The organism is Streptomyces sp. NPDC007095 (genome assembly GCF_040634475.1).
Lineage (GTDB): Bacteria > Actinomycetota > Actinomycetes > Streptomycetales > Streptomycetaceae > Streptomyces.
On record NZ_JBEYFS010000077.1, the window covers coordinates 33,666 to 47,151 of the forward strand.

Annotated in this window: 14 protein-coding genes and 1 pseudogene; 13 read left to right on the top strand and 2 right to left on the bottom strand. The window is 69.7% G+C overall.

The genetic code is table 11. From position 1 onward, the window contains the following. The first annotated feature begins 304 nt into the window (after nucleotides 1–304). The 4 genes from ABZ656_RS25745 (at nucleotide 305) to ABZ656_RS25760 (ending at nucleotide 7,217) form a co-directional block, all read left to right on the top strand. Nucleotides 305–1,714: an APC family permease gene (locus ABZ656_RS25745; protein ID WP_360270756.1), complete on the top strand. Its 1,410-nt coding sequence runs from the start codon at nucleotides 305–307 to the stop codon at nucleotides 1,712–1,714. 172 nt (nucleotides 1,715–1,886) lie between these two features. Further along, nucleotides 1,887–4,544 carry an alpha/beta fold hydrolase gene (locus tag ABZ656_RS25750; protein ID WP_360270758.1) on the top strand — a complete coding sequence of 886 codons (2,658 nt, stop codon included), beginning with the start codon at nucleotides 1,887–1,889 and terminating at the stop codon, nucleotides 4,542–4,544. After that, the gene (locus ABZ656_RS25755; RefSeq protein WP_360270760.1) at nucleotides 4,541–5,404 is read left to right on the top strand and encodes an ABC transporter permease; all 864 of its coding nucleotides are present in this window, start codon (nucleotides 4,541–4,543) and stop codon (nucleotides 5,402–5,404) included. The genes ABZ656_RS25750 and ABZ656_RS25755 overlap by 4 nt, the downstream gene beginning before the upstream one ends. 163 nt (nucleotides 5,405–5,567) lie before the next feature. Then, the gene (locus ABZ656_RS25760) at nucleotides 5,568–7,217 is read left to right on the top strand and encodes a VWA domain-containing protein (RefSeq protein ID WP_101405094.1); all 1,650 of its coding nucleotides are present in this window, start codon (nucleotides 5,568–5,570) and stop codon (nucleotides 7,215–7,217) included. A 291-nt stretch (nucleotides 7,218–7,508) separates the two neighbouring features. On the opposite strand, the gene ABZ656_RS25765 is transcribed toward ABZ656_RS25760, so the two are convergent. Both ABZ656_RS25765 and ABZ656_RS25770 read right to left on the bottom strand, forming a co-directional pair. After that, nucleotides 7,509–7,916: a rodlin gene (locus ABZ656_RS25765; RefSeq protein WP_101408119.1), complete on the bottom strand. Its 408-nt coding sequence runs from the start codon at nucleotides 7,914–7,916 to the stop codon at nucleotides 7,509–7,511. Nucleotides 7,917–8,454: 538 nt separating this feature from the next. Continuing rightward, nucleotides 8,455–8,865, bottom strand: coding sequence for a rodlin (locus ABZ656_RS25770; RefSeq protein ID WP_101405095.1), 411 nt, complete (start codon nucleotides 8,863–8,865; stop codon nucleotides 8,455–8,457). A gap of 434 nt (nucleotides 8,866–9,299) precedes the next feature. On the opposite strand from ABZ656_RS25770, the gene ABZ656_RS25775 reads away from it, so the two are divergent. From ABZ656_RS25775 to ABZ656_RS25815, 9 genes and pseudogenes are all read left to right on the top strand, one after another. Beyond that, nucleotides 9,300–9,557, top strand: a complete 258-nt coding sequence (locus ABZ656_RS25775; RefSeq protein WP_101405096.1) for a chaplin — start codon at nucleotides 9,300–9,302, stop codon at nucleotides 9,555–9,557. A 213-nt stretch (nucleotides 9,558–9,770) separates the two neighbouring features. Continuing rightward, nucleotides 9,771–10,019 (top strand): annotated as a pseudogene (locus ABZ656_RS25780) (chaplin); the annotation flags it as partial. Nucleotides 10,020–10,069: 50 nt separating this feature from the next. Further along, nucleotides 10,070–10,504, top strand: a complete 435-nt coding sequence (locus ABZ656_RS25785; RefSeq protein WP_360270766.1) for a hypothetical protein — start codon at nucleotides 10,070–10,072, stop codon at nucleotides 10,502–10,504. A gap of 4 nt (nucleotides 10,505–10,508) precedes the next feature. Continuing rightward, complete coding sequence (locus ABZ656_RS25790) at nucleotides 10,509–10,595, top strand: hypothetical protein (RefSeq protein WP_360270764.1); 87 nt, start codon at nucleotides 10,509–10,511, stop codon at nucleotides 10,593–10,595. A 404-nt stretch (nucleotides 10,596–10,999) separates the two neighbouring features. Next, the gene (locus tag ABZ656_RS25795) at nucleotides 11,000–11,230 is read left to right on the top strand and encodes a hypothetical protein (RefSeq protein ID WP_129592300.1); all 231 of its coding nucleotides are present in this window, start codon (nucleotides 11,000–11,002) and stop codon (nucleotides 11,228–11,230) included. Nucleotides 11,231–11,252: 22 nt separating this feature from the next. Beyond that, nucleotides 11,253–11,492: a chaplin gene (locus tag ABZ656_RS25800; protein ID WP_060900577.1), complete on the top strand. Its 240-nt coding sequence runs from the start codon at nucleotides 11,253–11,255 to the stop codon at nucleotides 11,490–11,492. A gap of 479 nt (nucleotides 11,493–11,971) precedes the next feature. Further along, nucleotides 11,972–12,274, top strand: a complete 303-nt coding sequence (locus ABZ656_RS25805; RefSeq protein WP_101405098.1) for a hypothetical protein — start codon at nucleotides 11,972–11,974, stop codon at nucleotides 12,272–12,274. A 118-nt stretch (nucleotides 12,275–12,392) separates the two neighbouring features. Then, nucleotides 12,393–12,632, top strand: coding sequence for a chaplin (locus tag ABZ656_RS25810; RefSeq protein ID WP_054231821.1), 240 nt, complete (start codon nucleotides 12,393–12,395; stop codon nucleotides 12,630–12,632). A 178-nt stretch (nucleotides 12,633–12,810) separates the two neighbouring features. Then, complete coding sequence (locus ABZ656_RS25815) at nucleotides 12,811–13,308, top strand: DUF5949 family protein (RefSeq protein WP_101405099.1); 498 nt, start codon at nucleotides 12,811–12,813, stop codon at nucleotides 13,306–13,308. The last annotated feature ends 178 nt before the right edge of the window (nucleotides 13,309–13,486 follow it).

Sequence of the window (13,486 nt, forward strand, 5' to 3'; positions counted from 1 at the left end):
GAAACGGATAGCGGAGGCTGTTTGGCGTCCATGCCTTCGAAAGCAAGGTCACATTCCGATGGGTCTTGATGATTGCAACATGTAGGCGTCGGGGCCTGGGAAAGTGATGTGACCTGCGTCGCTTGACCGGTGCGGATTCCGTAGGTAAACGGCCATTGACGCAACGGTTTCCGTCAAGGTTCCATCAACGTCGGGAGCGGACGACGAGATGAACGACGCGAGCCGCCGGAGGCGATAGCGCTCCCGCCCGAATCACCTGACGCAAGAGTCGTCTTCTGACGCACAAGTCGATCGGAACCGCTTCATGACCGACACGCTCCGCCCTGTCGAGCAGGCCCTGCCGGACGCCGCCCCCACGGCCTCCGGGAGCCCCCAAAAGCTCAAGCGTTCCATCGGTATCGTCGGCGGCACCCTGCTGACGCTCTCGTGCGTGACGCCCGCCTCCACGCTCTTCGTGGTCGTGCCCGACCTGTTCTCGTCCCTCGGCACGGCGACCGCGCTCACCATCGCGATCGGCTCGCTCCTCTGTATCGCCGTGGCGTTCTGCTACTCGGAGCTGGGCACCCTCATCCCCAGCGCGGGCGGCGAGTACGCCATGGTGTCGACGATGGCCGGACGACTCGCGGGCTGGCTGGTCTTCGTGCTCTCCCTCCTCGTCGTCATGATCGTGCCGCCGGTGATCGCGATGGGCACCGCGGACTACCTGGCGCCGATCGTGCATCTCAACCCGTCGATGGCGGGCGCGGGCGTGATGCTCCTGGCCACCCTCGCGGGCCTGCTCGACCTGCGGGCCAACGCCTGGATCACCGGCGTCTTCCTCGTCCTGGAGGTCATCGCGGCGGCCGTCGTGGCGGTGCTGGGCTTCACGCACAGCCAGCGTGGCTTCGGCAGCCTCACCTCGATGCAGGTGGCGGGCTCCGGCGGCCACACGGACACCGTGACGGCCATGCTGGTGGTCTCGGGACTCGCGATCGCCCTCTTCATCACCCAGGGCTTCTCGACCGCGGTCTACCTCTCCGAGGAACTGGAGGACCCGCGCCGCAACGTCGCCCGTACGGTCCTGGCCACCCTCGCCATCTCGACCGTGATCATCCTCGTCCCGGTCGTCGCGATCACCATGGGCGCCTCGGACCTGTCCGCCCTCACCGGCGGCGACATCAGCAGCATGGTGACCGCCTGGTCCAACTCCGCCGTCGGCACCTTCGTCAGCCTCTGCGTCGCCCTCGCGATCATCAACGCGGGCATCGTGATGGTCATCCAGAACTCCCGGGTGCTGTTCGCCTCCGCCCGTGACAAGGCCTGGCCCGAGCCGATCAACCAGGGCCTTTCCCGCCTCGGCCGCTTCGGCTCCCCCTGGGTCGCCACCCTCGTGGTGGGCGTCCCCGGCGCCCTCCTCTGCTTCGTCAACCTGGACACCCTGTACGGCGTCACGGGCGTCTCGGTGACGGCCATGTACCTGCTCGTCGCGGTCGCCGCCCTGCTCGCCCGGCGCGGCCAGCACCGCCACACCCCGGCCTGGCGCATGCCGCTGTGGCCCGCGATGCCGGTGCTCCTGATCGCGGTCCTCGCCTACATCCTGAGCCGGCAGGAGATGACCTACCTGCTCTGGACCGGCGGCATCACAGCCGTCGCCACCCTCTACTGGGCCTTCTACCTCCGCCCGCGCCGCGAGACCCGCTGGCTGGTGTCGATCCCGGAGGACGCCCAGGCCTGAGCCCTCCGGGGTTCACACGAAGTCCCACGTCACCACCGCGCTCGTGAAGATGCCCGAAAGGGCACGTACCACGGGCGCGGTATGCGGGGAGGGCCTCGTACGCCCGGAGGAGGGGCGCGGGTTCAGACCGGCGGCTGCCTTCGTTGTCGGTGGGGGCCCGTACCGTTGACACATGGATCTTCGACTGCCCCGACTGCGCGGGCCCGCACAGCGAGGACGCCGACGGTGGTTCGCCGCCGCGGCCGCCGTCGTCGTGCTCGCCGGCGCCGGTACGTGGACCGCCGTCGCCTCGGACGACGGGCCGGCCGTCCACAGCACCGACCGTGTGATGACCACGGGCGCCGGGGTGAACATCGACACGTCGTTCTTCACCGCGGGCTCCGGCCGCCGCCCCGCCGTGCTCCTCGGGCACGGCTTCGGCGGCAGCAAGGACGACATGCGGCGGGAGGCGGAGCAACTCGCCCGCGACGGGTACGCGGTGCTGACCTGGTCGGCGCGCGGCTTCGGCCGTTCCACCGGCAAGATCGGGCTGAACGATCCCAAGGGCGAGGTCGCCGACGTCTCCAAGCTCATCGACTGGCTGGCCAAGCGGCCCGAGGTCCGGCTCGACAAGAGCGGCGACCCGCGCGTGGGAGTGGCCGGAGGCTCGTACGGGGGCGCGATCTCCCTGCTGGCCGCCGGGTACGACAAGAGGGTCGACGCGATCGCCCCCTCGATCACGTACTGGAACCTGGCGGACGCGCTCTTCCCGAACGACGTGTTCAAGAAGCTCTGGGCCGGCATATTCATCAACTCCGGCGGCGGCTGCGGCCACTTCGAGGCGCAGCTGTGCGCGATGTACAACCGGGTGGCGGAGTCGGGGAAGCCGGACGCCCAGGCGCGCGCTCTGCTGGAGCAACGCTCGCCGTCCGCCGTCGGCGACCGCATCAAGGTGCCCACCCTCATCCTGCAGGGCCAGACCGACTCCCTCTTCCCGCTCGGCCAGGCCGACGCGATGGCCAAGGCGATCAGGGCCAACGGCGCGCCCGTGGACGTCGACTGGATCGCCGGCGGGCACGACGGCGGCAACCCGGAGACGAGCCGCGTCGAGGCCCGTGTCGGCTCCTGGTTCGACCGCTATCTGAAGGACGACAAGAACGCCGACACCGGTCCCGCCTTCCGCGTCACCCGCACCGGCGGCATCGACTCCACCGACGGCGCCGCGCAGTTGCGGGGCGCGAGCGGGGACCTCTACCCCGGCCTGGAGAGCGGCGAGCACACCATCGCGCTGAGCGACGGCCGACACGAGGAGACCTTCCAGAATCCCGCGGGCGCGAGTCCGCCCGCGATCTCCGCCCTCCCTGGGATCGGCGGCACCGGCGGCCTGTCCCAGCTGTCCGCGCTCGGGCTCGGGGTGTCCCTCGACTTCCCGGGCCAGTACGCGCAGTTCGACTCCTCGGCACTCCGCGGCGACCTGCGGATCACCGGGTCGCCGACCGTGACCGTCCACGTCCGGTCGAGCACCGACGACGCGGTCCTCTTCGGGAAGGTGTACGACGTCGGGCCGGGCGGCACCCAGCAGGTACTGCCCTCGCAGCTGGTGGCGCCCGTGCGGGTCACCGGCGCGAAGGCGGGCAAGGACGTCGAGATCGTGCTGCCCGCGATCGACCACGACGTCCAGAAGGGCCACCGGCTGCGCCTGGTCCTCGCCTCGACGGACCTCGGCTACGCCTCACCGGCGGCCCCGGCGACGTACACGGTCTCCCTGAAGAGCGACCTGCACGTGCCCACCGCACCCGGCGTGAAGACCGCCGCCGCCGCGCTGCCCTCATGGGTGTGGTGGCTGCCCCTGGCCGGCGCGCTGGCCGCCGCCGCACTCCTGCTGACCGGCCGTCGTCGTACGGCTCCGGTCGCGCCCGACCCCGAGCTCGCCGAGGTCCCGCTCCAGATCACCGACCTGAGCAAGCGGTACGCGAAGTCGGCGGACCGGTACGCGGTACGGGACCTGTCGTTCCGTGTGGAGAAGGGCCAGGTCCTGGGCCTGCTGGGGCCGAACGGCGCGGGCAAGACGACCACGCTGCGCATGCTGATGGGCCTCATCAAGCCCGACGGCGGCGAGATCCGCGTATTCGGGCACGCGATCCGGCCGGGCGCCCCGGTGCTCTCCCGGGTCGGGGCGTTCGTCGAGGGCGCGGGCTTCCTGCCGCACCTCTCGGGCCGCGAGAACCTGGAGCTGTACTGGCAGGCGACGGGCCGTCCGGCCGAGGACGCCCACATGGAGGAGGCGCTGGAGATCGCGGGCCTGGGCGACGCGCTGGCCCGCGCGGTCCGTACCTACTCCCAGGGCATGCGCCAGCGCCTGGCCATCGCCCAGGCGATGCTGGGCCTCCCTGACCTCCTCATCCTCGACGAACCGACCAACGGTCTCGACCCGCCCCAGATCCGCGAGATGCGCGAGGTCATGATCCGCTACGCCGCCGCGGGCCGCACGGTCATCGTCTCCAGCCACCTGCTGGCCGAGGTCGAGCAGTCCTGCACCCACCTGGTGGTCATGGACCGCGGCCGGCTCATCCAGGCCGGCCCGGTGAGCGAGATCGTCGGCTCCGGCGACACCCTCCTCGTCGGTACGGGCGCGCCCGTGGAGGAGCCGGTCGTCGAGAAGGTCGGAGCGCTGCCCGGCGTGGCCTCGGCCGTCGCCGCAGAGGGCGGGCTGCTGGTCCGCCTCGAAGAGGGCGGCAGCGCCGAGCGCCTGCTCGTGGAGCTCGTACGACTGGAAGTCCCTGTGCGGTCGGTGGGCCCCCACCGACGGCTGGAGGACGCGTTCCTCACCCTGATCGGAGGTGCCGCATGAGCACGCTCGTCGAACGGGCCGAGACGGCGGACGGGTACCGGGCGCGGCACACGCTGCCGCTCCGCGTCGAGCTGCTGCGGCAGTTGAAGAGGCGCCGCACGCTCGTCATGGGCGCGATCCTCGCGGCGCTGCCCCTCGTGCTCGTCGTCGCCTTCGCGATCGGCGGTGACCCGGGCTCGCGCAACGGGCAGGTCACCCTGATGGACACGGCGACCGCGTCGGGCGCCAACTTCGCCGCCGTGAACCTCTTCGTCTCCGCGGGCTTCCTCCTGGTCATCCCCGTCGCGCTGTTCTGCGGGGACACGATCGCCTCGGAGGCGAGCTGGTCCTCGCTGCGCTATCTGCTCGCGGCCCCCGTGCCGCGGGCCCGGCTGCTGTGGTCCAAGCTCACCGTCGCGCTGGGCCTCAGCCTCGCCGCGATGGTGCTGCTGCCGATCGTCGCGATCGCGGTGGGCACGGCGGCATACGGCTGGGGGCCGCTGGAGATCCCCACCGGTGGCGCGCTCTCCGCGGGCACCGCGGCCCAGCGGCTCCTCGTGGTCATCGCGTACGTCTTCGTGTCCCAACTGGTGACGGCGGGGCTCGCGTTCTGGCTGTCCACCAAGACGGACGCACCCCTGGGCGCGGTCGGCGGCGCGGTCGGCCTGACGATCGTGGGGAACGTCCTGGACGCGGTCACCGCCCTCGGCCACTGGCGCGACTTCCTGCCCGCGCACTGGCAGTTCGCCTGGGCCGATGCCATCCAGCCCAACCCGGAGTGGGGCGGCATGATCCAGGGCACCGCGATTTCGATAACGTACGCCCTCGTCCTGTTCGCCCTGGCCTTCCGGGGTTTCCGGCGCAAGGACATCGTGTCGTAGATCTCCGGAGCGTCACCTACCGGTCTCGACGACCGCCCTTCGTGGCCGCTTCGAGATCCATCCGCAACGCTCCGTAACGCACATCCGGGCTCCCTCGGGCGTCACAGTCACAGACGTCGGCCCAAGGACGTCGGCAGACAGGCGACTCACCGAGGGGGCACGGATGACACGGACGGGGAACGACGAGCACACAGGGCGACCGCGACCGCGGCGGCGGCCGAGGACCGGGCGACGGCGGCGACCGCTCGCCATCCTGATCGGCCTGATCCTCGCGGGCGGCCTGCTCCTCACCGGCTGCGGCGCGGGCGAGAGCAACGGCTCCTCGACGGACGGTTCGAACAAGTCCGGCGGACGCGGGTTCCCGCAGCCCGCCCCGAACCGGACCTCCAGCACCTCCCAGGGTGAACAGAAGGACACGCCGACGGGCGACGCGAGCCGCGAGTTCGCGCCGTCCTCCGACTACCTCTCCACCTTCGCCCTCGACGTCGACACCGCCTCCTACGGCTACGCCCGCCGCGCCCTCGCCGACGGCCGGCTGCCCGACGCGTCGACCGTCCGCCCCGAGGAGTTCGTCAACAGCTTCCGGCAGGACTACCGGCGCCCCGACGGCAACGGCTTCTCGGTCACCGTCGACGGCGCCCGCACCCGGGAGAAGGGCTGGTCGCTGGTCCGCGTCGGCCTCGCCACCCGCCCCCAAGTTCTCGACTCCGCTCGAACAGGGGGGACCCCCATCGCCGCCCAGAGCGGCGAACGCCCGCCCGCCGCCCTCACCTTCGTCATCGACATCTCCGGCTCCATGGGCGAGCCCGGCCGACTCGACCTCGCCAAGGACGCCCTCGGCGTGATGACGGACCGGCTGCGCGACGACGACTCGATAGCCGTGGTCACCTTCAGCGACGAGGCCCGGACCGTGCTCCCGATGACCCGCCTCGGCCACCACCGCGACCGCATCTACGACGTGATCAGGGGACTGGAACCGACGGAGTCGACCAACCTCGGCGCGGGCGTGCGCACCGGGTACGCCACGGCCGTCAAGGGTCTGCGCGAGGGCGCCACCAACCGCGTCGTGCTGATCTCCGACGCCCTCGCCAACACCGGCGAGACCGACGCGGACGCCATCCTCGAGAACATCTCCACCGCCCGACGCGAACACGGCATCACCCTCTTCGGCGTCGGTGTGGGCAGTGAGTACGGCGACGCCCTCATGGAGCGCCTCGCCGACAAGGGCGACGGCCACACGACGTACGTCTCGACCCTCGAGGACGCCCGCAAGGTCTTCTGCGAGCAGCTCCCGCAGAACATCGACCTCACGGCCCGCGATGCCAAGGCACAGGTCGCCTTCGACCCGGAGACCGTCAAGCAGTTCCGGCTGATCGGATACGACGACCGTCAGGTCGCCGACGAGGACTTCCGCAACGACCGGGTGGACGGCGGCGAGATCGGCCCCGGCCACACGGTCACCGCCCTCTACGCGGTCCGCACCAGGCCCGGCGCCTCCGGCCACCTCGCCACCGCGAGCGTCCGCTGGCTCGACCCCGACACCCGCGCCCCGCACGAGGAGTCCGGCCAACTGGAGACCGGCTCCCTCGACAAGGACCTGTGGACCTCCTCCACCCGCCTCCAGGTCGACGCCGTGGCCGCGTACTTCGCCGACGACCTGCGCACGGGCGACGACAACGGGAGCCCGCTCCCCGGCGCCCTCCCGCTGAACGAACTCGCCGACCGCGCACACCGGGTGGCGTCCGCCGCGGAGGACAAGGCGGTGGACGACCTGGCGGACTCGGTGGAGCGGGCGAGCGGACTCATGGGATAGCGGCGGCCGTAAGGACTTGGTGACCGTATGCGCCGTACTGGCCGGCTCCGGAGTCCCTGCGCGTCCCGAGAACGCCATCAGCGCCGGCTCCCCGTCGCCCGCAAGCTCAAGCCGTTCTTCTGGGCGGCCGGAGGCGGTCTTCCGTGCCGAGTCCGTCCGTGCGTTCGCTCCGAGGCGGTATTGGGGAAGTGAGCGGCGAAGGGTGGTTCGCCGACTACACCAAGAGGGCCAGCGAGTACGCGAAGAGCGGGCCGCCGAGGTGCTCGGCGGCCCGCTCTCGCGGTGCTGGGATCAGCTGTTGTTCGTGCCGTTGCCCGACAGGACCGGGATGTCGTCCAGGATGTGCGACAGCGGTTCGTCGCCCTTGGCCTGGGTGGAGTTCTCGACGCACTGCTGGTTCTGCGGGGCCGACAGGACCGGGACGTCCTGGACGGCGATCGGGACGACGCCGACGAGCGAGCCCACGTTGGCCTTCGCGGGCAGGCCGACGCAGGGCTTGTTCAGCGAGCCCTGGATGAGCGCCATCTGCGGGCTCATGCTGCCGTAGGTCGCCGAGTTGCCGAACGACTGCGAGGCGCCGTAGCCGCTGACGGACGTCGTCCCACCGTCGTCGCCGATCGCCAGGGCCTGGGGGGCGGCCGCGGCCGAGATACCGGCGACAGAAGCGGCGATAGCCGCGGTTGCCCACAGCTTCTTCATGTTCATTCCCTTCGGAAAGCGGACTCCTTTTGGGGAGCTGCATGATCATCAACTGGGCAGACCGCCCAGGGGTTGCGGGTAGTGCCCCATTTGGCCCAGCATGCGGGGCGTTCGCCCCGCCACCCGACACGCCAGTGAGCTCCTCTGAACCGACACGTAGTGGTCGGTCTGAACGGCGCGTGGCGGATCGTTCGGCCGGGGCCGCTCCTGGGGCGGGACCGGCGCACTCTCCTCGCGCGGCTTGCCAGACGGGCGCCAGGTCCATCAGCGTCTCGATGTGGAAACCCAGGCCGGTCCGGGCGGCGCCGAGCAGTGTGCGGCCGATCCGCGCCATCGCCACCGCATCGGTCAGGACGTGCCTGCCTCGTGGCCTGTGCAGCGCCGCGACCAGGAACCCCGTTGTTGGGTTTCGCCGGACACGGTGGGGGCCTTCTCTTCGACACGTGACTCGTGACGTGACCCGGCAAGTGAATGGTCACGTAAAGAAGATGGGCCGACGAGCCGCCGAGAGTTCTGCGGCCCGTCGGCGGAAAGAGTGCTACTTGTTGCCGACGCCGTTGCCGGACAGGACCGGGATCTGGTCCAGGATGTGCGACAGCGGTTCGTCGCCCTTGGCCTGGGTGGAGTTCTCGACGCACTGCTGGTTCTGCGGGGCCGACAGGACCGGGACGTCCTGGACGGCGATCGGGACGACGCCGACGAGCGAGCCCACGTTGGCCTTCGCGGGCAGGCCGACGCAGGGCTTGTTCAGCGAGCCCTGGATGAGCCCCATCTGCGGGCTCATGTTCCCCGTGGTCGCCGAGTTGCCGAACGACTGGGTGGCGCCGGAGCCGCTGACGGACGTCGTCCCACCGTCATTCCCGATCGCCAGCGCCTGAGGCGCGGCAGCAGCGGAAGCGCCGACGGCGCAAACGGTGACCGCGGCGGCGGTCATAACCTTCTTGATCACTGGCTGGATCCATTCTGAAGAAACCCCGTCCATCGGAGCGTCTTGGTTCAACCGCCGCGGACGCCCTTGGTTGCTCCCATTCACCCCGATGGCCCAATGGGGCCGATCGGGTGAATAACCGAAACCGGTCCAGGACCGACGGGTTGATGCGAGAGCATCGGTGACGGCCGCGGCACCACGTCCGTCGGTGGGCGCGACGTCAAGCAGCCGTTCGGTCCCGTCGGCCCCGCAGAACGTATTTAAGGGAACCGTTCCTTCCCGTATGGGTGTTCGTGTGCACCTCGGTGCCGATTCGAGTACAGGGCGATTCGAGTGAATTCCCAAGCGCCGCACGTTCTTTAGTTTCTTCGGACGGTCCTCCATCGTTTACAGACTGCAGGTCGTGGTGCGAGCCGCTCAAGGTGTGCTCGCTCGGTTTCGGCCGTCATAGGGCCATGGCCGCAGAGAAGGGAAATTACGTGAAGCACAAGAAGAGCGCTGTTGTTGTCGCCGGCGCGATCATGGCCTTGGGGATGGGTGCCCCGGCCTTCGCGGACGCCGGTGCCCAGGGTTCCGCCGTCGGCTCGCCGGGTGTCCTCTCGGGCAATGTGATTCAGGTCCCCATTCACGTCCCCGTCAACGTGTGCGGCAACACGGTCGACGTCATCGCCCTGCTGAACCCGGCGTTCGGCAACAGCTGCGCCAACGGCTGACGCGACAGCACCAGCCTTCCCGGCTGTATCCCGGTCGGCCTTGGGTCGCTCTTTCGGCTCCAAGGCCGGCTTTCCTCACTTCTTTCAAGCAGGAAGACAACGAGATTGCGACAGAACCTGAGTAGGGGAATGGTCGTGGCCGCGGCCACGACGAGCATCCTGTCCCTGTACGGCACCCCCGTGTTCGCGGACTCGAACGCGGACGCCAGCGCTATGGACTCACCCGGCGTCGCGTCGGGCAACAGCGTTCAGGTTCCGGTGCACGTGCCGGTGAACGTCTGCGGCAACACTGTCAACGTGATCGGCGCGCTCAACCCGACCTTCGGGAACTCCTGCACCAACGGCAAGGGTTCACAGGGCGGCTCCTCCGGCTCCTTGGCGTCCGGCAGGACCCAGGGCTCGCCCGGCGTCTTGTCGGGCAACCATGCCCAGGCCCCGGTGGACGTTCCGGTGAACGCGTGCGGCAACGCGGTCGACGTCATCGCCCTGCTGAACCCGGCGTTCGGCAACAGGTGCGGGAACGAGCCTGGGGGCAACGTCAACACCCCGCCGGTGACGCCTCCCAGCACCACGCCTCCGACTGTCCCCCCGGTGACGCCTCCCAGTACCACGCCTCCGACCGTCCCCCCGGTGACGCCTCCCAGTACCACGCCTCCGACCGTCCCCCCGGTGACGCCTCCGACTGTCCCCCCGGTGACGCCTCCGACTGTCCCGCCGGTGACACCTCCGACCGTCCCGCCGGTGACACCTCCCAGCACCACGCCTCCGACCGTCCCGCCGGTGACACCTCCGACCGTCCCGCCGGTGACGCCTCCGACTGTCCCGGTGGTGACGCCTCCGACCGTCCCGCCGGTGACGCCTGTCACCCCGTCGAGGACCCTCCGGCAGCCGATCCTGCCCGTTTCTCCCTCCGGGAACCCGCCCACCCTGGCGCACACCGGCAGTGAGAACGTGCTCGGGGCCTCGGCCGCCGGCGCCGCGCTGCTGATCGGCGGAGCCGTCCTGTACCGACGGGGTCGAGTCGCCTCCCGCCGGTAGTACGACGCTCTGGGTGCCGGACGCTTCGCCGCGCCCGGCACCCAATTGTGCTGTCTTCTTTGTCCTTCCGCTTCTTGGCGCCGGCCTGGATGCGCATGGCCGCGTCCCGCCCGTGCCGGTCCGCGGGCGCTGAGACCCGCTCGCCGCCCGGCCCGCGCGCAGCCGCCGCCGTAACCCTCGTACGAGCGTGGCCGACATGAAGCGGCCCGGCACCGAGGACTCGAAGTCTCGGCCGGTCTCCCGAGAACCGTCGGCCACCGCCGCCGGGCTCCTGCGCAGTTCGTCGGCCGACAGTCCGAGCTGCTCGCGGCCCGCCCCGAACCCCAAGGCTGCGATGAGGCGTCCGGTCTCCAGGTGGCCCGGTACACCGTGCCAGTTCCTACGCGGTGTCCGACTCCCGCTGGATGGCCGAGGTCGGATTCCAGGTCGGTATTCCGAGCCTGATTCTGCATCCCCTTGGCAAGGAGCTGCGGGAGGTTTTCGGCTCCAGCCACTCACTGCGTTTGTCGGTTAAATCTCATGAATGTATCGGAATGGTGGAGTTCGGTGATGGTGAGATCACTCCTTTGGAGGCGCAACTCGTGCGTGTCCTGCGCGTTGATTTCAGCACCGGGCATCTCGCCCGGACGTTGTGACGATTCCAAGGAGCACTTCTCCATGTCGCGTATCGCGAAGGGCCTGGCCCTGACCTCCGTTGCCGCCGCTGCCGTGGCGGGCACCGCCGGCATCGCTGCCGCCGACAGCGGCGCAACCGGCTCGGCGGCCCAATCCCCTGGCGTCCTGTCGGGCAACGTCCTGCAGGTGCCCATCCACGTTCCGGTCAACGTCTGCGGGAACACTGTGAACGTCATCGGTCTGCTGAACCCCGCGTTCGGCAACACCTGCGCCAACGGCTGACGTCAGCGCCAACCCTTCTGCCGGCCGCCTTCCCCAACGGGAGGGCGGCCGGTCCGCGTTGTCCCGATCAGGGGAATCGGGTCCAAGGCCCTTGCGTGGCTCCTCGTCAGTGACGACCGCCGTGGCAGGAACACCAGGCCGTTACATGGAGCGTGTCGCCGGTTGCAGATGGTGACATCCGCTTTCACGGTGGGCACACGATCCGACGCACCATCGAAGGGAACATCCATGCGTAATCACCCTGCCCTCCGCGAGTGGGTGCGCCGGCTGCCCTGGCGCGGGGAGCCCGAGCCGGGCGGCGCGCCGGGCCGCGGCCCTGGAGGAGCCGCCGACCACACACTGTTCATTGCGGGTCGGACGTCCGGGTGGGGTGCGGGAATCGTCTGCACAGGGTTTCCTTCGTGTCCGGGTCTCGTTAGTCAGTCCGGAAAAAGCGGAAATTCCCTCCGGTGGCACCCGTCACCGAAGAAAGGAGCACGATGAAGTCCCTGAATGCTGCCGCTGTCGTTGCCGGGTCCATGATCATCGCTGGTGCCGCCGCGCCCGCCTTTGCCGTCGAGGCCTCCGACCTCACGCCCACCAGTCTCAACAGCGCACTGGAGACCATCGCCAGCCAGCGCTCGCTCAGCCTGAAGGACGTGCAGCCCCTGCAGCATCAGTCGAACGCGCTCGACACCGAGAACAAGAGTTCGGTGCTCAACGCCGTGAGCGGCACGACGAAGGCGCTCAACGCGGCCGGCGGCCCCGCGCGGCTCCTCGGCGGACTTCCCCTCCGGAACTGATCGGTTCCCTCCGGAGTCAGTCGGTTCAGGGAAATGGATTCACTTCATCGCGTGTCTTCCCGAAAGGCCTGCGGACTCATCCCTAGGCTGAAGCAAGTCACCAAGGAAAGGACGGACGATGAACCTTGCCAAGAAGGCCGCTCTCATTTTCGCCACCGCCGGAATGGCCGCGGGTGCCGCCGCGGGCAGCGCCGTCGCCGATGCCGGCGCACAGGGCTCGGCGGCCAATTCCCCCGGTGTCGCCTCCGGCAACGTCATTCAGGTCCCCGTGGACGTTCCGGTGAACGCCTGTGGCCTCAGTGTCAACGTCATCGGCGCGTTGAACCCGGCGTTCGGGAACGTGTGCGACAACAAGTGACCTCGTGTCTCCTCGATTGACGTCGCACGCGGACTGAAAGGGCTGATTCCGTACCCGCGGAGTCGGCCCTTCGCGTTGTTCGAGGAGCGTCCCCCATTCGTGTGGTCGCCCGTCGGTCGTCCGCCATTCGAGTGAGAAATCGGCCGGGCCCGTTCGGGTGCGTCGATAAGGTTCCGCGGTGACCTCAACCTCAAGCCATACGCGCCCTTTCCGGGCCGCCGATCTCGGCACGCTCGCCGTCATTGCCTTCAGCGGTGAAGTGCCCGACGGCGACATGCCCTATCTCCTCGCCTACTCCCTGGGCGACGGTGAAGGCGGCCCGGAGGCCGCCACGGCCGCCATCGAGCAGTTGCTGCGGAACAACGGTCTGCCCGTCGGCGACTCGCTGCTCGACGGGACCCGGCAGCCGAGCCTGCCGCTCACCCTTCTTGTCGAGGCCGGCCAGGCCGTCGTCACGATGCCGTACCTCAACGCTCAGTGCGTCGTGCCGCCCGAGTGGCTCGCGGCGGTCGGTGAACGGGGCTACGCCTACTTTCTGTTCGCCACCCGCGCCTGGCCCGAGGCCGAGCCCGGCAAGCCGGTCGAGCCGGAGAGCCTGGCGGCCTTCGCGGGTAACGAGGAGATCCTGCTCAGCGCGGCCCACGTACTCCTGCCCGCGCACAGTTTGCGCGGCTGATGACACGGACCGCGGGCGGCGCCGCGAGGGTGCGGACCGCGGGAGGCAGCCGCGCGTTCGCCCTGCTACTGGTGATCACCGGCGCGGCCGGTCTGCTCGCCGCGTGGGTCATCACGATCGACAAGTTCAAGCTGCTGGAGAACCCGAACTTCGTGCCGGGGTGCAGCCTGAACCCGGT

Excerpts from the sequence above, each read along its gene's own strand:
- ABZ656_RS25775 (WP_101405096.1), top strand. The coding sequence starts at position 9,300 with ATGGCCGCAGAGAAGGGAAATTACGTGAAGCACAAGAAGAGCGCTGTT.
- ABZ656_RS25750 (WP_360270758.1), top strand. The coding sequence starts at position 1,887 with ATGGATCTTCGACTGCCCCGACTGCGCGGGCCCGCACAGCGAGGACGC.
- ABZ656_RS25810 (WP_054231821.1), top strand. The coding sequence starts at position 12,393 with ATGAACCTTGCCAAGAAGGCCGCTCTCATTTTCGCCACCGCCGGAATG.
- ABZ656_RS25805 (WP_101405098.1), top strand. The coding sequence starts at position 11,972 with ATGAAGTCCCTGAATGCTGCCGCTGTCGTTGCCGGGTCCATGATCATC.
- ABZ656_RS25760 (WP_101405094.1), top strand. The coding sequence starts at position 5,568 with ATGACACGGACGGGGAACGACGAGCACACAGGGCGACCGCGACCGCGG.
- ABZ656_RS25745 (WP_360270756.1), top strand. The coding sequence starts at position 305 with ATGACCGACACGCTCCGCCCTGTCGAGCAGGCCCTGCCGGACGCCGCC.
- ABZ656_RS25795 (WP_129592300.1), top strand. The coding sequence starts at position 11,000 with ATGGCCGAGGTCGGATTCCAGGTCGGTATTCCGAGCCTGATTCTGCAT.
- ABZ656_RS25755 (WP_360270760.1), top strand. The coding sequence starts at position 4,541 with ATGAGCACGCTCGTCGAACGGGCCGAGACGGCGGACGGGTACCGGGCG.
- ABZ656_RS25765 (WP_101408119.1), bottom strand. The coding sequence starts at position 7,916 with ATGAAGAAGCTGTGGGCAACCGCGGCTATCGCCGCTTCTGTCGCCGGT.
- ABZ656_RS25800 (WP_060900577.1), top strand. The coding sequence starts at position 11,253 with ATGTCGCGTATCGCGAAGGGCCTGGCCCTGACCTCCGTTGCCGCCGCT.